Genomic DNA, 21,952 nt, shown 5'->3' with positions numbered 1-21,952 from the left:
GTTACGCGGACCTTGCCAACATCCATTTCATGTTCAGATAAGGCCAGATCCGGCCGACACTCTTCCAATCCCAGCTCTGCGACGCCGTCAAGCGGCCGACCGCCTTTCGAAGGGGCGTTTCGTCGACGAACTCGGCAAATGCCGGAACATTCCGCTCGAGCAGCTCTGCTGTCCAGCCCGCCAATGGCCCGTTCAGCCATTCCGGCATCGGCGAGTTGAAGCCTACCTTGCGGCGCGCGGTGCGGATGCTTTCGGGCATCAGGTTCGCCATCGCCTGCCGCGCCACCACCTTGGTCTGGCCGTCTGCCGACTTGCTCGTTTCCGGCAGCGCCATCGTGTAGGTGACCAACCGCCAGTCCATGAACGGCATGCGGACCTCGATCCCGTGCGCCATCGAGAGCCGGTCGAAATTGCGCAGGATGGTGGGCAGCGTGGTCGAATGGAACATGCGGTAGAGGCGCCGGTTCAACGCACCCCATGTATCAGGCAATTCGTCATCCTCGGCGACCAGCGGCAGCGGCGCGGGCGCGGCCGTAGCGCCTCCGCGCAGGAAGTAGTGCCCCTCGCGCCTGATCATCTGCGCGCGCAGGAAGTCGATGCCGCGTTGCGCCAGCTGCGATCGTGAGGTGAGCGCGGCTGCTGCGTTCCGGATCCGGAATGCGGCCGACTGTCCCTCCTGCAGGTAGGCGCCCATCAATTCGTCCGCGCCGTGGCCGTCGAGTGACACGGTGACGTTCTGGCGCCGGAGTTCGCGATAGATCAACCACGGCGCGCTCGGCAGTCCGATATAGACGTCGTCATTGTCGTCGAGGATGCGGTCAAGGTCGGTGAGCGCGTCGGAGCGCCCGATCTCGAGGAAGCTCGGTGCCACCTCGGCCCACGCGGCCGCTTCCTCCGCCATCGGCCGCTCGTCATTGCTGGCGCCGGGAAAGGTCGCGACAAAGGCGTGCCGCCAGGCGGTCGAGTCACGCGGCCCCATGCCGGCTTTCTCATGGGTCGCCATGGCGCAGATCACCGCGGACGAATCGAAGCCGCCGGACAGGCAGGTCCCGATCGGAACGTCGCTGCGCATCCGCAGCGCGACGGAATCCTGAAACAGGTCGCGAAAGCGCTCGACGCGCGCGGTCTCGGTGTCCGGGATTGCCGGCAGATGGTCCACGGTTCGCCACCAGCGGCGCACCTGCACACGCCCCTGGCGCAACCACATGCAGTGGCCGCCCTGCAGGCGGCGCAGTTGCGCGAACAGCGTCCGCTCGCTGCCTTCGATCCCGAACGGATCAAGCAACAGCCGCCGCGCCACGTCGACATCGAGCGACGTCTCAACCAGCCCACTCCGCGCCAGCGCGCGCTGCTCGGACGCGAACACGAACCGCTCGGATGAAAACGCATACAGCATCGGCTTGATGCCGAAGCGATCGCGCGCCAGGAACAAATCATCCGTGGCCGTGTCGTAGATCGCCAGCGCCCACATGCCGTTGAAGCGCAGCAGCATGTCCTCGCCCCACGCCTGCCAGGCGGCGAGGATCACTTCGGTATCGGACTGGCTGCGAAAGGCTGCGCCCTTCGCCTCGAGTTCGCGGCGCAATTCGAGGAAGTTGTAGATCTCGCCATTGTAGACGATCACATGGCGGCCGTCGCCTGATGCCATTGGCTGATAGCCACCCTCGCCTGGATCGATGATGGCGAGCCGGCGATGGCCGAAGGCGACGTTTCGCTTGGCATTGAACCAGGTGCCCTCGCCGAACGGACCGCGATGCGCGATCAAATTGGTGAGCCGCGAGATGTCAGCCGGCTCCACGGGAGCGCCGCGCAGATTGACGATGCCTGCGATACCGCACATGTCTAGACGGCCTTGAAGGGCAAGAAGCGAGTGATGATGACGTGGAGATCGCGCCAGCAGACGGCGCGGTAGGGACCCAGTTGCGACACGGCAACGGCGGCAACAAAGATCGCCGCCGCCGACATACCGTACAGCGACACCACATACCACCATGACGGCGCCTGGTCGAATGGCACATGGCCGAGCTGCGAGCGCAGCGCCAGCGCAACGGCGATCCCCGTCCCGAGCGGGATCAGGACGAAATGCAGCATCCGTGACCACATCCCCGAAAGCCTGAAGGTACGCCGCAACAGCAGCACCGTGATCACCATCTGCGCAACCATCCCGACACAGGAACTCCAGCCGGCCGCCTGCCAGCCGAAATACGGCAGCGCAATGGCGCTGGTCGCCAGCGTGAAGATGCCCGTGACGAGCGAGATCAGCGCGTTGGAACTGGAGCGCCCCTGCGACAGCAGATAGAACGCAAACACATTGGCGCTGGACCCCAATATTCCGCTGATCGCAAGCACCACCAGCACCAGCTGGGCCTCGGCGGCGACCTCGGCGCCGGTCCATCGATGCAGCAATGCGCCTGCGACCGGGATCAGGCCACCCAGCGCGCTCGCGGCAAGCACATTGAGAATCCAGGACGAGCGAAGCAGGAGGTCGACCTTGCGATCGTCATCCTCTCTCTGCAGGGTGCTGAAGAACGGGAACAAGATCTCGCCGATCTTCAGCACACCGATATAGACAGCCTCCTCCAGCCGCTGCGCGACGCTGTAGAAACCGACGAATTGCGGTTGCAGCAGCGCGCCGAGCAGATAACGGTCCGCCTGGCCTGCGAACAGCGCGCCGCTTTGCGCCACGACCTGCCAGCCGCCAAGCTTCACCAGTGCACGCAACGCGCCGCGATCGAGCTCCGGCCGTGCCAGCCAGTCACTGATTGCGCGTCGCGACCAGGCGACGACCATCAGGAGATTGGTTGCAAAGCCCAAGGCCTGACAGCCGATGAAGGTCGAGGCGCGCGGTGCGTGCGGGATCAGCAGCAGCATCGACATCGTCGTCACCACCGTGCCCGTGATGCTGATCGACGCGATCCGCCGATAGTCCTGACGCGCCGTGAACAGCGAGAGGAAGACGGCGAACAGGCACTGGAACAGCCAACCGGCGCCCGCCAATGCGAAGGCGAGCCCGAGGTCGTCGGCGGCCGGGCCGCCGAGGTGGAATCCCAGCCGTGCGAGCGGCGCGCCGGCAAAGGCAAGCAACGCCGCGATCAGGCCGCCAAGGACGATGGCAAGCGCGAAAGCAGTCGCGAAAAATCGCCGCGCCTGGTCGTGGTCGGACGGTTCCAGCCTTTGCGCGAGTTCCCGCGCCGTCGAAAGGCCGAGCGCATTGCTGAACATCAGCGCCGGCGCGACACAGGCCGTCACCAGACCCGCAACGCCGAACGCGGCGAGACCGAGCCGGAAAATCACGAACGGCAGGATCGCGAGGTTCAGCAGCACCGCAACCGCGAAGGCGGTCGCGTTCCATGCCGAGTTACCGAGCAGATGGGATGGACCCTTTTTCACCGCCATGCCCGCTTTCGGTCCATCGCTCCGATACGCCTCAAGTGCCTCTTCCGTAAGGGCAAAACCCATTCGGCATGACGACGGGCTAGCAGCCGGCGCGGTGATTGTCGAGGGTTGGCAGACGGCGGGGAGCCGTGGGACCAGGCCAGGGCCGCAGCAAAGGCACGAGCCGATCTCCACGGAACCATGGCTGGTTGCTTGCGGCCTGGCTTGTCGTTCAAGCAACAATTGGAAAGGCCTGTCTAAATTCTAAAGCAGATAAGCACAGACCCAAAGCCGCCCGTTCAAACAAGAGGTATCTAAATGCCCTTTCCGCCACATCCCGAGCCTGTCGGGCTTCGGCATGCTCGATCTGACCCAGGCACGTTCCGGGCTCACTGCGTGCGCCAGCTCGAGCACCGTCATCACGCGGCGGGCCTGCGCGCGTGACGAAGGTCTCTCGGCCGCCGCGCAAGGACCGCCGTGAGGCCGTAGAGGCCGCCGGATGATGCAGAGATAGAACGAGAAGTGACCGGGTTCGAGCCCGGTCGCATCCCAGGACGCGCCTGTACGCCAATTGTCGTAGCCGCGCGCTGACGCGAGCGCGCGCAGCAGAACGGCCATCGGCCTAACGGCAGGTCAAGCTGGCGAAGCGCCTCAAGCCCAACCGCTCATCGAGGGGCTCTCAGCCAATGTGCTGACGGCGATGCGACCTACGATTCGGATGCGTTGCGATCCGCCATCGGCGCAAAAGGCACACAAGCCATCGTGCCCCCTCATGGGCAATCAAACATCCGTTCAACAAGCCTCTCCATGCCGAGCGTCACGTGATCGAACGCTGCTTCTCAAAACTGCAGCGGTTCAGACGCATCGCAACGCGCTACGAAAAACCTCCCGAAATTACTTCGCCATCTTAACGATCGCTACCGCTCCGCTCTGGCTAAGGCAACTGTCCACACGGCCTAATGGACAATGAAGTAGCCCGTGTTCAGGTCGGCCATACGTACGTTGGTTGTATCCCGCCCCATGACGGCATCATGAAAATCGCTCCCTAACTCGGACATGGCGTGGGATTGATCGCTCGGCGTTTCGTGCAAGAGCTCCATCAGCTGTTTACAGGTAGTAACCAAAGAAAATCCATCAGGTGCGACAATTTCCGCGCTTCCGGCATTCACTACACCGCCCCCATCGATGTCCCGGTGAAATACGAAACTATCATTGCTAGCTGCGATCCAGGCCCCTTGCGATGCAGGACATGGAGTCACCGATGTCTGGCCGGTTACAGCAATCATAAGCGTGGAAATGCCAATCACTCCGTTGCCATCCAAGTGCTGTTGGACATTTGGCTCCAAGTGTTCCAGCGCGGCGCTACTTCCGGACACCACACCAATAGTATCGGAGATAGCGTTGCCGCTGCTGTCCGTGTTCCAAACGGTATGCCGATCGGCGCCCGAAACTTTCCAAGCAATTTCATATCCGTTTGCCGTCTGCTCCGCCCCGGTCGGCGTCCAGGCTCCGACCTGAGTGGATGCAGCAAAAGGCGTCCCGGCATGTTTGACTGATGGGCCCGTACCGCCGCTGACCGCATCGAGAAAATAGTAGCTGCCGATCTGGTCCAGTTTGGTCGAGCCGGCGGCTTCGACCACGGTTACGCTCGCCGCAGGTATGCCGCTCACGCCGTCGGCGTTGAGGTCCTGATGGAAGCTGCTCTCAAATGCTTCAAGGATTGTACTGCTTCCTGAGACAACCGCGGTCGCAGAGGAGACATAGTTGCCGTTGCTGTCGGCGTTCCAGACCAAGTACTGATCCGAACCGATCACCTTCCACGCAATCTGATATCCGTTTGCCGTCTGCTCCGCCCCGATCGGCGTCCAGGCTCCGACCTGAGTGGATGCATCAAAAGGCGTCCCGGCATATTTGACTGATGGGCCCGTACCGCCGCTGACCGCATCGAGAAAATAGTAGCTGCCGATCTGGTCCAGTTTGGTCGAGCCGGCGGCTTCGACCACGGTTACGCTCGCCGCAGGTATGCCGCTCACGCCGTCGGCGTTGAGGTCCTGATGGAAGCTGCTCTCAAATGCTTCAAGGATTGTACTGCTTCCTGAGACAACCGCGGTCGCAGAGGAGACATAGTTGCCGTTGCTGTCGGCGTTCCAGACCAAGTACTGATCCGAACCGATCACCTTCCACGCAATCTGATATCCGCTTGCCGTCTGCTCCGCCCCGATCGGCGTCCAGGCTCCGACCTGAGTGGATGCATCAAAAGGCGTCCCGGCATATTTGACTGATGGGCCCGTACCGCCGCTGACCGCATCGAGAAAATAGTAGCTGCCGACCTGGTCCAGTTTGGTCGAGCCGGCGGCTTCGACCACGGTTACGCTCGCCGCAGGTATGCCGCTCACGCCGTCGGCGTTGAGGTCCTGATGGAAGCTGCTCTCAAATGCTTCAAGGATTGTACTGCTTCCTGAGACAACCGCGGTCGCAGAGGAGACATAGTTGCCGTTGCTGTCGGCGTTCCAGACCAAGTACTGATCCGAACCGATCACCTTCCACGCAATCTGATATCCGTTTGCCGTCTGCTCCGCCCCGATCGGCGTCCAGGCTCCGACCTGAGTGGATGCATCAAAAGGCGTCCCGGCATATTTGACTGATGGGCCCGTACCGCCGCTGACCGGATCGAGAAAATAGTTGCTGCCGATCTGGTCCAGTTTGGTCGAGCCCGCGGCTTCGATGACGATCGGCGGGATCACCGAGGAGCCCGCGATCGTGCGATCGGCAAACTGGAAATACTCAACGCCAGTGACGTCATCAATGCCCTCCGGTGAACCGGCGCGCTGGTCGCTTATCGTGAAGGTCTGCGAACTTGCGTTGTAGCTAACTGTGTAGTTCGCCCTGTTGCCCAAATACACAGCGGTGTCGGTGCCGGAGCCGCCGAAGATGGTGTCGTTGCCGCCGCCGCCGGTGATCGTATCGTTGCCCGAGCCGCCGTTCAGGACGTTGCCAATTGCGTTGCCCAAGATCGTGTCGTTGCCGGACCCGCCGTTGGCATTGTCGATGTAGGAACGCGCGTCGCCGTTATAGAGATAGGCGTTGTAGACGTTGCCCGATGCGTAATGGCCATCGCCGAGATAGGCTAGTTGAACGGAGGAGAATACCGACGACGCACCGGGGTTGAGGTTGATGCTCAGGTTCGTCGTGTAGTTCGACAGATCGTAGGTGTCGACGCCGCCGCCGTCCCACACAGTCTCGTAGATCCGGTTGGCCGAGCCGCCGACGCCCCCGCCGGGCGCGAGCTGCCCGACACCGTTGATGAACTCCTGCCCCGTGGTCGGATTCCAGGTGTAGACAGTGTTGCTGCTCTGGGTCGTGAAGTTCGCGCCGTACATCGTCTGGAGCGCGAGGATATCGTTGGCCATAAAGGTCTGAGGATATCCATAGGCCTCATTGGTGTAGCCGCTCGTCGCGGACGCCCCGACATAGCTGCGATAGCTCATGACCGTGTATTCGCTGTCGTCATGTGCGCTCGGCACGGCCACGTTGGCAACTCCGCCGGTCTCCTGGCTGTGCTTGAGACCAACGGCGTGGCCGAGTTCGTGGAGCGCGGTCGTGAAATAGTAGTTGCCAAGCTTGGCGAGCGAGTAATTGTATTGGGTCCCGAACCAGATGTCGCCGCCGGACGCATAATTGCCGGGGTAGTAGGCGTAGGAAGTCGGGTTAGCCGACGGCGATTGCGCGATCATGATGTCGGCGCCGTTCGTGCCCGCGTATTGGATGTTGGCGTTGGCGTAGCCGTTGATCAATCCAATGGCGTAGTTGACCGCAGCCTGCATTTGGGTCGGCGCCGAGGCAAAGCCCGACGTGGTCGGCTCGCTGCTGCCGCCAGCGTACGGATTGGCGTAGTCGCTGGGCGAATCCGGGAAACTATAGGTTATCGGGCCCGACCATTTGTAGCCCGACAGCAGGCCGTCTATGTCGGCGTCGTTGGTCTTGGTGACCGTGACAGCGGTAGCCAAAGGGAAACTCCGAAGCAGCAAGCCCATCCGATGCGAGGCGTTAACAGATGATTCTAGCTAGAGAGTTGAACGTTTGGTTTAAATGCGGCGAGAGCGCCCGGACCTCTGCCATAATGCGCGGTTAGCTATCAAACCCCGTACTCATACGAGGCGCAAGCAAGAACCTCGGTTCCCGCGGCGCCGGTAATTTGCAGGGTTTCATGAAACGATCTTCACTCGCGGCCGGCCTGTTTGGCGCCCTTGCGGCGCTCGCCGGATACAATCACACGCCCTTCGGAGGACTGCCCGTCATGGTGGAGAAGGCCAATGCGGATGACAGCGGCAAGGCGGGACGCTCGCCCACCATGCCAATGGCCCGCGATCCTGCTGCCGCGGTGGCCGAGGAATACGAAGCCGCCCGCCGGAAAGGAACGCGGGAGGCCTTTGAGCTTTTCATTGCGCGCTACGGCGATGACCCGCTGGCCGAGAAGGCGCGCTTGGAACTGAAGCGCCTGTCGCGCTGATCCCTTCACGCAGCGCAGCAAACCGCGCCAGCCATTGCATTTCGACAGGCGGCATCCGCGCTGGCCCAGACTTGCCGCAGGGTCTTTCGGCGCTATGGTAGGCCCGCAATCTGTCCCGGAGCCCTTTCACAATGCCCTTTCCGCATGCCTCGGAAGCCCTGTCGCGTTTAACCGTGCTCGATCTGACCCGGGTCCGCTCCGGGCCGACCTGCGTGCGGCAGCTCGCGGATTGGGGCGCCAATGTCATCAAGATCGACGCGCTGACCGAGGATGCCGGTGGCGAGCAGCCGGGCGGCCCCCGGCGGGGTTCCGACTTTCAGAATCTGCACCGCAACAAGCGGGCCATGACGCTGAACCTGAAAGACGAGCGCGGGCTCGCCGTGTTCAAGCGCCTCGCCGCCAAGGCCGACGTCGTGGTCGAGAATTTCCGCCCCGACGTGAAGAAGAAGCTCGGCATCGACTATGAGAGCCTCGCCGCGATCAACCCGCGCATCGTCTATGGCAGCATCTCCGGCTTCGGCCAGGACGGCCCCTATCACAAGCGGCCGGGCTTCGATCAGATCGCGCAGGGCATGGGCGGCTTGATGTCGGTGACCGGCGCGCCCGGCGGCGGACCGATGCGGGTCGGCATTCCCGTCGCCGACCTCACGGCGGGCCTGTTCTGCGCCATGGGCATTCTCACCGCGCTCCTCGAGCGCGAGGTCTCCGGCAAGGGCCAGTGGGTGCAGACCTCGCTGCTCCAGGCACAGATCTTCATGCTCGACTTCCAGGCCGCACGCTGGCTGATGGAGAGAGAGGTGGCCAAGCAGGCCGGCAACAACCACCCGACCAGCATCCCGACCGGCGTGTTCAAGACCTCGGACGGCTACATCAACATCGCCACCACGGGCGGGCGGATCTGGGAGCGTTGCGCGCAGGCGATCGGTGCGCCGGAGCTCTTTGGCCATCCCGACTACGCGACGGCCTCTGCCCGCTCAAAAAACCGCGACGCGCTCAACGCCGAGATCGAGAGGTGCACCGTGACGAAGTCGACCGAGACCTGGGTCCGCGAGCTCAACGAGGCCGGCGTGCCCTGCGGGCCGATCTATGCCATCGACCAGATGTTCGAGGACGCGCAGGTCAAGCATCTCGGGATCGCGCAAGACGTGCCGAACGATGAAGACCGCCCCATCCGCCTGGTCGGCCAGCCCGTGACGCTGTCGCGCACGCCGAGCAAGATGGTGGTGCGGCCGCCGGAATTCGGCGAACAGACCGACGAGGTGCTGAAAGAATTCGGCTTCGGCTCCGACGAGATTGCCAAGCTCAGGGACGCCAAGGTGGTGTGAGCCAGGTCAGAAACAACAATGCCCGGCAAGATTGTCGGGCATCGAAGGGAGTTCGCGCTGCGCAGCTCAGTATTTTGCAACGACCGGTGTTGGAGTGAACGCATAGTTGAAGCCGACACGCAGAATATGATTGTGGAAAGCTGACGTCCGCCTGGTTAGCGGCTCCGACGAAGTAAGTCTTACTTCCGAAATGCGTATTCGAGCTTCGCCGACCAATTCCGGGTGAACTTGCGCTCGACGTCCGATCGAACCGACTCGGGTATCGGTGCTACTCACCGCCGCACCGATTGAAAAGCTGAACGCGCCGAACGGAGTCGTGCCGCCGAGATCCGCCCCGAAGACTTGGATCCCAAGGTTGACCGCGGACGAATACTTGAGCTCCCCAACAGCGAGACCACCGGTCGCATACCAGAGAGTCTGCGGACTAGATAGAAATCACCATTTGAAAAAGATAAGAAGTCCCACAAGAATCCAGAGGGGAGAGAAACTGAACAACAACGATGCCCAATAATAAAACTCTTTTCGAGTAGTCGCACGCCCACTCATACTCTTACTCCCGCTCACCGATTCACCGTAAAAATACGGTAGTGACCGCCTCCGCCAAGGGATAGGAGTCCTTATATTCAAAAAACTCTTTCACCGCTATTATGTTCGAGCTGCCGTCGACGTTGGTCGACGCCTTACCATTGGCTGGCCTGCATGATAACTTGGCTCATTCTCGCGGCAATTTCGATTTTGATCCTCGCACTGTGCGTCCGGGCGACATATCGATTTGCCTTTCGCGAGGGCCGCGAGCAGGGTTTGTCGGAGTCGTTTCAACTCTACGGAGGTACCCGGCGGGCACTCGACAAGGCTCCCCCACAGCGAGATCCTGATTGAGGTGTCGTTCTCTAAAATTTCACGGTATGTCATACAGCGCTGGTGGCGACCGGCTCACACCGTTCGCTTTTGCTGCTGTGGTCTACCTGATCGCCTTGCTGCCCTCGATTGCCGTCATTGCGCATCTTCTGCCTCGGGCAAGGAAACTGTTCATGACAATTTCTACGCGAGCTATCGTTACTGCTGCCGTCGTTATTAATATCATCTCGATTGGCTTCTCTGAGGTGCAGCGAAGGCAATTGGGCTCGACAGCGATAGATGCCACACTCGAGCTGCGTCGAATTGAGCAACAGCGGCTAGCCCAGCAGAGCATTGAGTTGGACCGAACCTACAAATTGGTTGCAGAGGTCAACAATCGCATTAGCATGATCCAAGCTCAATTGCTCGGCCTTCAGGCGAGGGCGCAAGCCGTAAATGATGCCAAATAGCTATCAAGTGAGTGCCCTGCTTTTTGATTGGGAGAAGATGGTTCCGGCTCTCATGATCGCCGCGGGCCTCGCGCTGGTGCTGATAGGGTCTATTGCCGCGGCCCGGCACAAGCGATCGGAGAAGACTTGGGAAGACGGGGAAGCTGCAGCGCCGCGCCCCCGGATGGCGCCACTGCCGCGCCTGCTATCCACTCAACGGGACCGGGGCGAGTAAATTGCCATTTTTTCCCGTTCTCGTAATTTCACGGAGATGCTTCTCTAAGTTGCATCGTGTTACGAGCAATCCGGGCCGGATACGGGACCACCGGCGCAGGTGTTGATAGACCAAAGTTATTGTTGTTCAAGGGGTGGAAAACAATGCCTTCATTCAAGCTGCTCGCGCCATTTTTCCTTATCTACGCGCTGGGCATACTGGCCACGGCGGGGCACTTCTACCGCAAGCACGAAGGACGCTTAGGTGCACGCCAGACCTTGTGCGTACTCTTTTGGCCGGCTTGGTGGTTCCTGGAGCATAGTGTCCGAGAGACTATTGACGTCATTTCAGACGCGACCATAGGAACGGACGAGCGAGCGACACTTTCGTTCGGAGTTGGATTATTTGCGGCAGGACAATTTTTGTTTTCTAATTGGGAAATGTGCAGTGGGCTAACATGCACCGGCGTTCTACTGAAAAGCTCTGCCATGCTCTTCCCGCCGGTCGGCGCAATGTATCTGACTTGGCTTATCGCGCAGCTTGCATAGCACTCAGATGACGACACGGATCATGAACACGCCTGAAGAACTTCGGGGCAGACCATTTTCAGGGCACTTGATCCGACGATTCAAAGCCTTTCGTCTACGGACCACTCTGGAAATCCCGTGCCCCCCCCTCTTCAGGACGTGACGACGCGGATACTGAAACTCAACAAATGGCACGCGCTCGCCGCGGTGCTGATCATGTACATCCCGATCGGGCTCTATCTGGACACTCTACCGCCCACCGATCCAACAATCATGTACGGGCCGTTCGAGTACTATGGCGGCTACGCTTGGCGCTACCAGCCATCCGTTTCGCGAGCAATAGCCGATACCGCTGAAGCACCCCATCAATCGCGACTTGAACTGACCGAGGATGGCCGTCCCCTCGGGCCGGCCCACTGCGCGGACATCGAAATTGGAGACATAGGACACGGTCGGTTTTCCTACCGGAAGGATGATTGGGTTTTTCTCTATTTCTCGACAAGCGACAACAGTAATCCAAACACAAATGGCCGCATATATCGCGCCGTAGAACCGGCAGATGTTGACCCGTTCCAGTCGATTAGAATTCCTCCGCGTAAGCCCTGGATCTTCTGGCTGCTAGAAAAGATCCATTTTCATTCTTGAAGGTCAATATCGAAGCGAAGCACTAACGGCACCGCTAGAAGCGCGTATTATGGCGCAAACGCCACAAGCCAAAGAATCGTGTCACCCCGGCGGGAGCACTTGGCCTAGTTCAAATTTGAAGTCGGCTTGTTTTGAGACGAGCGATTTGACCGGATCAACAATACTATTGTCAGAGCAACCATCAGAGCCAGTACCGGCAGACCAATCGTCAGCACGGCGAAAACCGCCGGGTTGACAGTACCGAACAGCCACATAGCGCCTATTACCAACTCAACCGCGGCCATTCGCGTAGCCGAGCCCATTGTATTGCTCGACCATCGTCAATGTGCCGCCGATCGACCAATCCTTGTTCTTCCCCGCCCGCGGCGCGCAGTTGACCAGCGCATCAATGGCAGCCTCTTCCCACGACGAGAACGGCCCTCTCCCCGCCGGCACATGCGTTGAGACCTTGTTCCATGGATCGCCTTGGGCGAGAGAACCGGACCAGTCCTGCGAACTCTCCCGCTCGTGGGCGACCGAGATGAAGGCCCAGGGAACTCCGGTCTTCACCTCGACAGCTTGGTAACGAGCCTTCGCCTCCCGGAGCGACAAGCCGCTTCGCCACGCCGGTAAAGTTCCGGATCAGCTTGGCTTTGGCCCAGCGAGCCTCATTCGCCGCCTTCAAGGCTGCGAGGTCGGTCATTGATGCACCTGTCAAAGAAAAAGCCGCTCGAAAGGCGGCTTGGTGTGTCTTAGTGGTCACGCTCAGCGCTTGCTCGGGCGGGTTGTGCCGAGTAAGTTGCCGCACCCAGTTAGGAACGGGCGGGCACTAATCTTGAAATACCGCGCTGACATCGATGGCTTGCGATCCATCGCCGTACTGTCTGTGTTGGCCTTCCATTACAATTTAGCTCTGGCGGGCGGCTTTACTGGCGTCGATGTTTTCTTCGTAATCAGCGGGTTCCTGATAACGCAGCAACTCGCTGGCGAGATCGCGAACGGAACCTTCTCTATCCTCAACTTCTACGACCGTCGCATTCGACGCATCGTGCCTGCGCTTGCCGTCGTACTGCTGACGACTCTGTGGCTCGGCAAGTTCCTGCTGTTGCCAGGCGACTACAAGGCGACAGCTGCGAGCGCGGCCTACGCGGCGTTCGGCGCCTCAAACTTCTTCTTCCTGTTCAACACGAGCTATTTCGATCAGACCTCGGAGCTGATGCCGCTCCTGCACACATGGTCGCTCGGCGTCGAGGAACAATTCTATCTTGCGTGGCCTATTCTGCTCGCCGCATTCGCCCCAGCGGTCAGGAATCGCACCGTTGCGTTCGGCATCGGAGCTGTGGCCGCGCTCGGCTTCGTGACTAGTCTGTTTTGGCTCGGCGCCGATTCTAAGGGCGCATTCTATTTGGTACTGCCGCGGGCGTGGGAGCTTGCACTCGGCGCGCTGCTGGTGTTCCTGACTCCTCTTTCGCAACGCCTCGGCGCCGTGGCAATCGCGACAGGCCTCGCGTTGATTGGCGCCGGCTTTGTCTTCGCCCACGCCGACGCGTTCCCCGGCGCAGCAGCATTATATCCGTGCGCTGGTGCCGCGCTCGTAATCTGGCCGCGCCGGAACGAACCATGGCTCAGCCATTGGCTCGGCAAGCTGCGCCCGATCGGGCTGATTTCCTACAGTCTGTATCTCTGGCACTGGCCGGTGTGGGTGCTGTTTCGCCACTACATCAACAACGGAGAGCCCAGCCGCCTTGAGGCAGTCGCGCTCGCCGGCATCTCGATCGCCTTGGCAGTCCTTTCATTCCGCTTCGTTGAGAAGCCTTTCCGACAACGCCGATGGTCGCCGACTCGCACCGTGCAAACCGGCCTCGCGACCGGCGCGGCTGTCTTCTGCTTCGGCATGTACGTGCACAGTGCTGATGGGCTTCCGGAGCGCATGTCGCCCGCCATCTACCCTCTACGCAGCCTAGATGCGATGTGGGGATGGGACTGCCCCAAGTACGAACAACTCCCGCAACTAAACGGCCAATACTGCTCCTTCGGCCACGAGTGGGCGACTGCAAAGACGAAAGCCCTTCTGTGGGGCGATAGTCACGCTGGGCATCTAGCGCCGGTAGTTCAGGCCGCGGCTCAGCCCAACGAAGGAATTTTGCTGTACACGAACTGCCCCGCCTCCTTTGGTGGCCGTGTTCAGCGCCTAGACTTCGAGGGCTTCCCGAATTTTGCCGAATATTGTACTGACCAGCGCAAGCGAGCCATTCGACTGTTGCGCGATGATCCATCTATCAACCTTGTGATCCTGGCTTCTTCTTGGAGCCCGATGTCACATCAGATGATCGGCGATGCCAATCTGAGCCCAGAAAAGAGAATATCTCTGGTCGCCTCAGGACTTGAGGACTTGATCGATGAGACCTCAATTCCAGGCCGCCGCTTTCTCCTTGTCGGCAGCGTCCCGCAACTCAACAAGGACCCTGTTCCGTGTGCAGTGAACTCGCTGTCCGGTCTCTTACGACGGCCATGTAACCTTGACGCAACAACTGTCGGCTTTATGAAAACGTACACGATTCAAACCGACCGGATGCTAGAGGGTATCGCAAAAAGACACGCCAATGTGACTACTCTTATCCCACGAGACGCGATGTGCGATTCCGTTAGTTGCAAAACCTACATCAACGATGAATTTATCTACCGCGATGCAAGCCATATCAGGCGCAATCTGGAGCCGGAAACCCTGCATGAACTCGCAGGGCTAATCGGCCTTCCTGCCGCTCTCAACAACCAGATTAGCTCCGCATCTCAAGATTAGATATATCCCTTCGCACTCCACGCAACGAGAACCGTTGAAGCGCCAGGGTTATTGATCTGGAAACCCGTTGTCGAAATTGACGCAGCATTGATCGGCACCGCGGTTCCACCGTACGCATCCGGCCAGCACCCCGGGCAGTCGCGCCGGTCTGCCGCGGCGCCTCAGGCAGCAGCCGCTTGGGACTGTTGGGTCGCCTTCCAATTCCACGGGAGCAGGTCGGCGACTCTGTTGAGGGGGTGATCTGGAAGCCTGGCCAACACGTCAGCGAGCCAGGCTTGCGGATCAACGTCGTTCATCTTGCAGGTTTCGATCAGGGTATAGACAGCGGCGGCACGATTGCCGCTAGCATCTGAACCGGCGAAGGTCCAATTTCGTCTTCCGACAGCCACACCGCGTAACGCTCGTTCGGCAGCGTTGTTCGAGAGGCAGATGCGGCCATCGTCCAGGAAGCGGGTGAACGCCGCCCAGCGGTTGAGCAGGTAGTTGATCGCCTTTGCAGTATCGTTGCCTGATGAGAGCAAGGTTCGCTGCTGGCGCATCCAGATTTCGGGATCGGCGACGATCGGCCTCGACTTATCACGACGTGCCGCAAGCCGCTGTTCCGGCGTTTGGCCGTTGATGGTGCGCTCGATCTCGAACAGGATATCGATGCGCCGCACCGCCTCGCTGGCAATCGGCGCCTCTCCAGATTTCGCCAGGTCGAAGAACTTTCTGCGGCCGTGGCTCCAACACGCCGCTTCCAGGATCGGAGCCGGCTTCCTTTGGGCCTTGTAGAGCTGGTTATATCCATCAAAGGCGTCGGCCTGCATAAGGCCGACGTAGCCGGCAAGATGGCTTTGCGGATGCTCTCCAGCCCGGTTGCGTGAGTAGTAGAACAAGGCCGCCGGCGGATCCGTGCCGCCAAACGGCCGGTCATCGCGAACATAAGTCCAGATCCGGCCGGTAACCGTCTTAAGCTTGGCCAGTACCGGCACCGTCGGGTGAGTAGGCCGGAGGGATCTCACCTCCAGCACCGGGTCACCGGAGGCGGTCGCCCGCCCCCGGTTCCCACAGAACGTGGCGTGCGGATTTCCCGCACCGACGCTCTTCGACAGTTGGTTCACAGCACTGCAAGCGCTTGCAGCTCCCGATAAGGGAGGCGCAGCTTAGGCTTCAGCAACGGTGTCCGTTCTTTGATTTGGTTGAAGGCGTCCCAAGTGAGGCGTCGGCCTGCCCAGCTGCGGCTGCGCAGCATTCCGCGCCAGTAACGCTCCACGGCCCGATAGACTTTTACGAGGCTCCGGAGATTTCCGGCGACGCCGTAATAGCCATAGTGGCCGCGCAGGACGAGGTTGATTTCATCGGCCTGGTCACTGATCTTGTAATGCCGTATTTGCCGCATCAGCTCCTGCAGAGACATAAGGCTGCGCTTTAGCCGAGATTTCTCGGTGCGCATCCCAACCTTGAAGTTGCCTTTTTGGTTTCGCGTGCAATAGAGCGTCAGCCCCAGAAAGTAGATTGTTTCCGGGCGGTTTCTGCCGCGTTTGCCCGCATGTCTTTGCGCGAACCGACCAAACTCGACCAACTTGGTCTTGGTCGGCTCTAGAGTGAGGCCGAACTTCCCCAACCGAAGACGCAAGGCCTCCTGTACGCGGGTGGCGTCCGATCGATATTGGAAGCAGATCACAAAGTCGTCGATATAGCGCACCAGTCGGGCTTCGCCCCGCAACCGACCCTTCACCACGCGTTCGAACCAGAGGTCGAGAACGTAATGAAGGTAGAGGTTGCTCAAAAGCACACTGATCGATCCGCCTTGTGGCGTTCCTTGTTCGCTCGGGTGCACCGCTCCGTCTTCCAGGATGCCCGCTTTCAACCAGCGCCGGATCAAGCTGATCAGGCGCGGATCACCGACTCGATGTTCGACAAACCGGAGGACCCGATCATGATCGAGACTCCCGAAGAAGTTCTTCAAATCCGCCTCCAACACCCAGCTGATCATGCCGCCGGCGATCACCTCATTGAGGGTCGCCAAGGCATGATGGGCGCTGAGCTTCGGCCTGCCGCCGAACGAGCAGGGTAAGAAGTCCTGCTCGTAATAGCGGCCAGCACCTCAGCCGTGCTGCGCTGGAGCGCCCGGTCGGCGACAGTTGGAACCCCGAGGGGGCGCTTCTCCGTCTTACCGGGCTTGGGGATATAGACCCGCCGAATGTTCGGCGCCCGATATCCCTGGCGATGGATGGATTGGAGCATTGGCCCTATCCAGTCCTCGAAGCTCTCCTTCGCCGCCTCCACCGTCTGTCCGTCCACCCCGGCGGCGGAGCGCTTCGGAATCTGTAATAGATTCTTTTGCACTCGGTCGCGCGTGATGTGATGGGCCAACGAGGTGAAGCGAAGATTTGTCTCGCGCCGAGCTTTCACTGCTATTTGTTCAAGTTTCGTTTCCATGGTCAGCTGATCTTCTCTTTGCATAGAAGGCCGTAACTCCCGTTGAATGGAGCCCATGTCGCCCAAGAACAATTCAACTACCGCTGACCGCTTCCCCATGTGGCCGGCTCTCCCGTCCTCGGAGTACTATCGGTCAGTCTGACTTCCACCCGGTCGTCAGACCCTTCTCACCTCAGCGGCTTGGCAGGTCTTACAAGCTTGTGCTTGAACCGGATGGATCTCCCTTGTTCACGCTGCTTCCTTTGATTGCATGCTGGCGGTACGAACCCCGGGAGCACCTCTGACCGCTCGCGTTGTCGCGGCCTGCGGTTCCGCCTTCCCCTTTGAGAGACAGGGTCGGCTACTCCGATCACGTTCGATTTCGGGGCTATTTTCCCGTTCACTTCATTCCGGCCTACAACCTCCCTGTCTACGCTTCGCAACGGCCGTTACCGGACGCCACGCAAGACTCGGTTCGCGGCTGCTCGCTAGGCTTTGCCGCGGCCGTCATCTCAGACGGCAGACTTCAACGCGCTTGCAAGGCGCAACTCTCGCAGAACCGGGCGTGAGACTCTCGCCTCACCCGGCTCCCATCAGGCAAGCTTTCCGCCATCGCCGAGCTGCCAATGCACAAAGAGCCTGCGCTTCTCACGCGCGATCTTCTCCAGGAAGAGACGCGCGCGCCCTAAACGGTGATGGAAGCGCTTCTACTTTCGCTTCAGCCAAATAGCTAACGTCTGGTTGATGTAGCGTGCCAAAGGATAAAGCGCTGAGCGCGTGTATCCCATAATAAGCGATCCACCTGTCGCGCGGCGATCAGGATGGAAGAGCGCGTCAATCAAGGAGAGAGAGTTTCGCCGGGCTCGTGACGTAGGGAGGGCGTAGCCCGACCGGAGTTACGAGCCCGGCGTCGGCGCGATCCACGAGGGACCGCGCCGATTGGTGATCGCGGCCGGCAGGTTATGCAAGTGGTTCTTCCGCCAAGAGGAATCACTCGCTTGCCCGGCCGACACATCACAGATCACCAAATGAGGCTCTACATGAAGTACCGTCAGACCGATAGCCCGCCAGTGGCGGCGGCCAAGGCGTCGTTCAGTGCGTCGACCGGTTATCGGATCGAGAGAGATCCCGACGTCCATCGCAAAAGAAAGCTCCTCGCGGCCGACGACGGCCGGATCCGTTGAGCGAGGTGTTCGAGACCGAGATCGTCCCGATCCTGAAGTCGGCACCTGGCTTACGCCCGGTCCCGGTCTTCGAGGAGATGCTCCGACGTCATCCGGATCTCGGCACTCGTATCCGTCGCACCCTGGAGCGTCGGATCCGCGCCTGGCGGGCGATCCACGGCGAGGAGCAGGAGGTGATCTTCCGCCAAACCCACGAGCCTGGCCAATAATTCATACAGGAGATGAGTTATGTTTCGTGTGGGGCAGAAGGTGGTTCGGTTTAGTGGTGGCCCAGGCTGCGTCATCACCAACCATCTGAGCAGGAAGGACTATACGTATCCACAGCTTGTCTGGCCGGCATCGCGCAGCGGCAACATTTGGAACCAATGACGAGGCGCCTGGATAAGACTATGGCGACATAAGAGAACTGGGACACTGATCTAATTCAGTTCTCATGGTGTCTCCGTTTTGCTCCGCTGCCTCCAACTGACACGGCCGACCAAACCATCGATCAAGGGCCAAAACAGCAGCACGATTGCCAACGTCGTGATCGAGCCGACCAGTCCGTTCGACCAGAACACCTTCATGTCGCCGCCGGAGCCGATCATCGAAAGGCGGAACGCATCCTCGGCGCGGTTGCCGAGCACCAATGCGAGGGTGAACGGCGCGAGCGGGATCCCGATCTTCTTGAAGACATAGCCGACGACGCCGAAGCCCAGCATGAGCCAGATATCGAACATCGCGTTCTGGATCGCATAGGCGCCGATCGCGCAGGACACCACGATCATCGGGGCTACGGCCGCGAACGGCACGCGCAGGATCGAAGCGAAGATCGGCACCGTGGTCAGCACAAGCACCAGGCCGACGACATTGCCGAGATACATCGAGGCGATCAGGCCCCAGACGAAATCCTTGTGCTCGACGAACAGCAGCGGCCCCGGGTTGAGGCCCCACACCATCAGGCCGCCGAGCAGGATCGCAGCAGTCCCCGAGCCGGGAATGCCGAGCGCCAGCATCGGCAACAAGGCCGAGGTGCCTGAGGCATGCGCGGCGGTCTCCGGCGCGAATACGCCCTCGATCCGGCCCTTGCCAAAGCTCTCCTGATCCTTGGCGAAGCGCTTGGCGAGGTTGTAGCCCATGAAGGAGGCCGCGATCGCGCCGCCCGGCGTGATGCCGAGCCAGCAGCCGATCACCGACGAGCGCAGCAGCGTCACCCAGTATTTAGGTAGGTCCTTCCACACCGAGAGCACGACGCGCAGGCTGATGCCGGCGGCGTGTCCGCGCAGCGCGAGGCGCTCCTCCATCGTGAGCAGGATCTCGCTGATGCCGAACAGGCCGATGACCGCGACAAGGAAGTTGATGCCGCGCAAGAGCTCCGCGGAGCCGAACGTCATGCGCAGCTGCCCGGACACCGTATCCATGCCGACGCCGGCGAGCAGCAGCCCGAGCGACATCGAGATGACAGTCTTGTGCTTGGCTTCGCGGCCGAGGCCGACGAAGGAACAGAAGGTCAGGAGATAGACGGCGAAGAATTCCGGCGGGCCGAACCTCAGCGCAAACGACGAGATCATCGGCGCCAGGAAGGTGATCAGCAGCACCGCGACCAGCGAACCGACGAAAGACGAGGTGAACGCCGCGGTGAGCGCTTCGGCCGCCCTGCCCTGCTGCGCCATCGGATAGCCGTCGAAGGTGGTCGCGACCGACCAGGCCTCGCCCGGAATATTGAACAGGATCGAGGTGATGGCGCCGCCGAACAGCGCGCCCCAGTAGATGCACGACAGCATCACGATGGCGGAGGTCGGATCCATCGTGAAGGTCAGCGGCAGTAGGATCGCGACGCCGTTGGGGCCCCCAAGCCCGGGCAGCACGCCGACGAAGATGCCGAGCACCAGTCCGACCATCATCAACAGCAGCGTCTTCCACGTCAAAAGGACGGCAAAGCCGTGCAGCAGGAGACCGAAAGCTTCCATGGTTCGACTCGGTTCGCTAGCGGCCGAGAGCCGCTTCGAGCGGCCCCTTTGGCATGATGACGTCGAACGCGACGTCGAACGTTATGAACATCGCGGCGGTGAAGACGAAGGCGGTCAGCAGTGACTTCCACAGCGCGATCTTGCCGACGAGGCGCATGAAGCCAGCGATCAAGAGAAAGCTCGCGACGTAGAGGCCGAGATATTGGGTGGCGAGGCAGAACAGCAATGTCGGCACGAACACCGCCATCACCCGGCGAAGCTGGGCCCGGGTGACAAAGGTCTCGGCGGCTTCCCGGCGCGAAAGAAAGGCGGCGCCGAGACCATAAAGGCTCGCACCGCCGAGGATGACCGAGAGGTAGAACGGAAAATAGCCCGGCTGCGGCCCAGTCGAGTCCCACGACGCACCGGTGCGCCAATTGTCCCAGCCGAGCACCACGGCGAGCGCAAGCAGAAGCAGCGACACGACGACGTCGACGACGCCGGTGCTGACGACCGCCGGCGAGTTATCTTCAGGTGCGGTCGGATCGTCGACGACGATCTCAAGTTCGGTATTGGACATGGATGAGACGGTCTGGGTTGCGAGGGCAACGATTGGGATAGCGTGCAGATGCAACCACCGTCAATGCAGCCTTCAGTTAAACGGTGGAACGTTCGGGAAAGGCGCTCGCAAGTGCAGCACGCTCCGGCTTGAGAACGCCGCGCTCGGTGATCAATCCGGTCACCAGCCGCGCCGGCGTGACGTCGAAGCCGAAATTGGCCACCGACGAGCCGTCCGGAACCACGCGCACGGTCTCGATCCGGCCATCCGCCGTGCGTCCCGTGAGGTGCGTCACCTCAGCGGCCGCGCGCTGCTCGATCGGAATCTGCCTGACACCGTCATCGATACTAAAGTCGATGGTCGGCGACGGCAGCGCAACATAGAACGGCACGCTGTTGTCGCGGGCCGCGAGCGCTTTCAGATAGGTCCCGATCTTGTTGCAGACATCGCCATTGGCGGCGACGCGATCGGTCCCGACGATCGCGAGATCGACCATGCGATGCTGCATCAGATGGCCACCGGTGTTGTCGGGGATCACGGTGTGTGGCACGCCGTGGTGCCCGAGTTCCCAGGCGGTGAGCGAAGCGCCCTGATTGCGCGGCCGGGTCTCGTCGACCCAGACATGGACCGGAATGCCGCGATCGTGCGCCTGATAGATCGGCGATGTCGCCGTTCCCCAATCCACGGTTGCAAGCCATCCGGCGTTGCAATGCGTCAGGACGTTCACCACCTCGCCCGCCTTCTTGGTCGCGGCGATCGTCTCGATCAGACCGAACCCGTGACGGCCGATCTCGCGGTTGATCTCGACGTCCTCATCGGCGATCTCGCGCGCGCGGGCATAGGCCGCCTCGGCGCGGGCCGAAGCCGCGAGCGGCGCCAGCGCGCGGTGCATCTCGTCAACAGCCCATTTCAGATTGACCGCGGTCGGCCGGGTCGCCAGGAACATCCTGCCGGCGCGCTCGAGCGCCGCGTCGGAGGCATCGGCGCGCATCGCAAGCGCCATGCCATAGGCTGCGGTTGCGCCGATCAGCGGCGCGCCGCGGACCAGCATCGAGCGGATCGCCTCGCCGGCCTCGTCCGCGGTGGTGAGTTTGGCGACGATGAATTCATGCGGCAACCGGCGCTGATCGATCGCGCCGACCGACCAGCCGTCGGGCTCGAGCCAGATGCTGCGAAAATGTCGTCCATCGACTTTCATGTCCTACGCCCTTCGCGTC

At 61.0% G+C, this 21,952-nt stretch carries 14 protein-coding genes and 3 pseudogenes; 7 read left to right on the top strand and 10 right to left on the bottom strand.

The window, feature by feature from the left end:
- Position 1: 1 nt before the first annotated feature.
- The 4 genes and pseudogenes from asnB to J2R80_RS21845 form a co-directional block, all read right to left on the bottom strand.
- On the bottom strand, positions 2–1,840 hold the full coding sequence (asnB, locus tag J2R80_RS21860) for an asparagine synthase (glutamine-hydrolyzing) (RefSeq protein ID WP_253639385.1): 1,839 nt from the start codon (positions 1,838–1,840) through the stop codon (positions 2–4).
- Between the two features lie 2 nt (positions 1,841–1,842).
- Entirely contained in the window at positions 1,843–3,396 is a 1,554-nt protein-coding gene (locus tag J2R80_RS21855) for a lipopolysaccharide biosynthesis protein (protein ID WP_253639384.1), read from the bottom strand.
- Between the two features lie 477 nt (positions 3,397–3,873).
- Positions 3,874–3,954: pseudogene (locus J2R80_RS21850) on the bottom strand (tripartite tricarboxylate transporter TctB family protein); the annotation flags it as partial.
- A 377-nt stretch (positions 3,955–4,331) separates the two neighbouring features.
- Complete coding sequence (locus J2R80_RS21845; RefSeq protein WP_253639383.1) at positions 4,332–7,382, bottom strand: M10 family metallopeptidase C-terminal domain-containing protein; 3,051 nt, start codon at positions 7,380–7,382, stop codon at positions 4,332–4,334.
- A gap of 200 nt (positions 7,383–7,582) precedes the next feature.
- On the opposite strand from J2R80_RS21845, the gene J2R80_RS21840 reads away from it, so the two are divergent.
- From J2R80_RS21840 to J2R80_RS21820, 5 genes are all read left to right on the top strand, one after another.
- Positions 7,583–7,885, top strand: a complete 303-nt coding sequence (locus J2R80_RS21840) for a hypothetical protein (protein ID WP_253607785.1) — start codon at positions 7,583–7,585, stop codon at positions 7,883–7,885.
- Positions 7,886–8,016: 131 nt separating this feature from the next.
- Positions 8,017–9,210: a CaiB/BaiF CoA-transferase family protein gene (locus J2R80_RS21835; protein WP_229158105.1), complete on the top strand. Its 1,194-nt coding sequence runs from the start codon at positions 8,017–8,019 to the stop codon at positions 9,208–9,210.
- Between the two features lie 905 nt (positions 9,211–10,115).
- Positions 10,116–10,517, top strand: coding sequence for a hypothetical protein (locus tag J2R80_RS21830; RefSeq protein ID WP_253607784.1), 402 nt, complete (start codon positions 10,116–10,118; stop codon positions 10,515–10,517).
- Between the two features lie 357 nt (positions 10,518–10,874).
- Positions 10,875–11,258, top strand: coding sequence for a hypothetical protein (locus J2R80_RS21825; protein WP_253607783.1), 384 nt, complete (start codon positions 10,875–10,877; stop codon positions 11,256–11,258).
- Between the two features lie 117 nt (positions 11,259–11,375).
- Positions 11,376–11,882: a hypothetical protein gene (locus tag J2R80_RS21820; protein WP_253607782.1), complete on the top strand. Its 507-nt coding sequence runs from the start codon at positions 11,376–11,378 to the stop codon at positions 11,880–11,882.
- A 270-nt stretch (positions 11,883–12,152) separates the two neighbouring features.
- On the opposite strand, the gene J2R80_RS21815 is transcribed toward J2R80_RS21820, so the two are convergent.
- On the bottom strand, positions 12,153–12,473 hold the full coding sequence (locus J2R80_RS21815) for a hypothetical protein (RefSeq protein WP_253639382.1): 321 nt from the start codon (positions 12,471–12,473) through the stop codon (positions 12,153–12,155).
- Between the two features lie 223 nt (positions 12,474–12,696).
- Here J2R80_RS21815 and J2R80_RS21810 point away from each other — a divergent pair, with 223 nt between their 5' ends.
- A complete protein-coding gene (locus J2R80_RS21810) occupies positions 12,697–14,661 on the top strand; it encodes an SGNH hydrolase domain-containing protein (protein ID WP_253639381.1) in 1,965 nt (654 codons plus the stop codon).
- Between the two features lie 161 nt (positions 14,662–14,822).
- Here J2R80_RS21810 and J2R80_RS21805 read toward each other — a convergent pair.
- Both J2R80_RS21805 and J2R80_RS21800 read right to left on the bottom strand, forming a co-directional pair.
- Positions 14,823–15,638, bottom strand: a pseudogene (locus J2R80_RS21805) (IS66 family transposase); the annotation flags it as partial.
- Positions 15,639–15,760: 122 nt separating this feature from the next.
- Entirely contained in the window at positions 15,761–16,672 is a 912-nt protein-coding gene (locus J2R80_RS21800; RefSeq protein ID WP_253639380.1) for a reverse transcriptase domain-containing protein, read from the bottom strand.
- A gap of 1,354 nt (positions 16,673–18,026) precedes the next feature.
- Here J2R80_RS21800 and J2R80_RS21795 point away from each other — a divergent pair.
- Positions 18,027–18,454 (top strand): annotated as a pseudogene (locus J2R80_RS21795) (IS21 family transposase); the annotation flags it as partial.
- Positions 18,455–18,679: 225 nt separating this feature from the next.
- On the opposite strand, the gene J2R80_RS21790 reads toward J2R80_RS21795, so the two are convergent.
- From J2R80_RS21790 to mtnA, 3 genes are all read right to left on the bottom strand, one after another.
- Positions 18,680–20,197 (bottom strand): tripartite tricarboxylate transporter permease, encoded by a 1,518-nt coding sequence (locus tag J2R80_RS21790; RefSeq protein ID WP_212058627.1) that lies wholly within the window; start codon positions 20,195–20,197, stop codon positions 18,680–18,682.
- Between the two features lie 16 nt (positions 20,198–20,213).
- On the bottom strand, positions 20,214–20,756 hold the full coding sequence (locus J2R80_RS21785) for a tripartite tricarboxylate transporter TctB family protein (protein WP_229158109.1): 543 nt from the start codon (positions 20,754–20,756) through the stop codon (positions 20,214–20,216).
- Between the two features lie 76 nt (positions 20,757–20,832).
- Positions 20,833–21,933 carry an S-methyl-5-thioribose-1-phosphate isomerase gene (gene mtnA, locus J2R80_RS21780; RefSeq protein ID WP_253639379.1) on the bottom strand — a complete coding sequence of 367 codons (1,101 nt, stop codon included), beginning with the start codon at positions 21,931–21,933 and terminating at the stop codon, positions 20,833–20,835.
- Between the last annotated feature and the right edge of the window lie 19 nt (positions 21,934–21,952).

Source organism: Bradyrhizobium sp. USDA 4541 (genome assembly GCF_024171085.1).
In the GTDB taxonomy this organism is placed as follows: domain Bacteria; phylum Pseudomonadota; class Alphaproteobacteria; order Rhizobiales; family Xanthobacteraceae; genus Bradyrhizobium; species Bradyrhizobium australafricanum.
The sequence above is the reverse complement of the archived record's forward strand: the minus strand, read 5'-3'. Positions and strand labels throughout refer to the sequence as shown.

Coding starts and splice junctions, on each gene's coding strand:
- J2R80_RS21830 (WP_253607784.1), top strand. CDS start 10,116: ATGTCATACAGCGCTGGTGGCGACCGGCTCACACCGTTCGCTTTTGCT.
- J2R80_RS21840 (WP_253607785.1), top strand. CDS start 7,583: ATGAAACGATCTTCACTCGCGGCCGGCCTGTTTGGCGCCCTTGCGGCG.
- J2R80_RS21785 (WP_229158109.1), bottom strand. CDS start 20,756: ATGTCCAATACCGAACTTGAGATCGTCGTCGACGATCCGACCGCACCT.
- mtnA (WP_253639379.1), bottom strand. CDS start 21,933: ATGAAAGTCGATGGACGACATTTTCGCAGCATCTGGCTCGAGCCCGAC.
- asnB (WP_253639385.1), bottom strand. CDS start 1,840: ATGTGCGGTATCGCAGGCATCGTCAATCTGCGCGGCGCTCCCGTGGAG.
- J2R80_RS21790 (WP_212058627.1), bottom strand. CDS start 20,197: ATGGAAGCTTTCGGTCTCCTGCTGCACGGCTTTGCCGTCCTTTTGACG.
- J2R80_RS21835 (WP_229158105.1), top strand. CDS start 8,017: ATGCCCTTTCCGCATGCCTCGGAAGCCCTGTCGCGTTTAACCGTGCTC.
- J2R80_RS21855 (WP_253639384.1), bottom strand. CDS start 3,396: ATGGCGGTGAAAAAGGGTCCATCCCATCTGCTCGGTAACTCGGCATGG.
- J2R80_RS21825 (WP_253607783.1), top strand. CDS start 10,875: ATGCCTTCATTCAAGCTGCTCGCGCCATTTTTCCTTATCTACGCGCTG.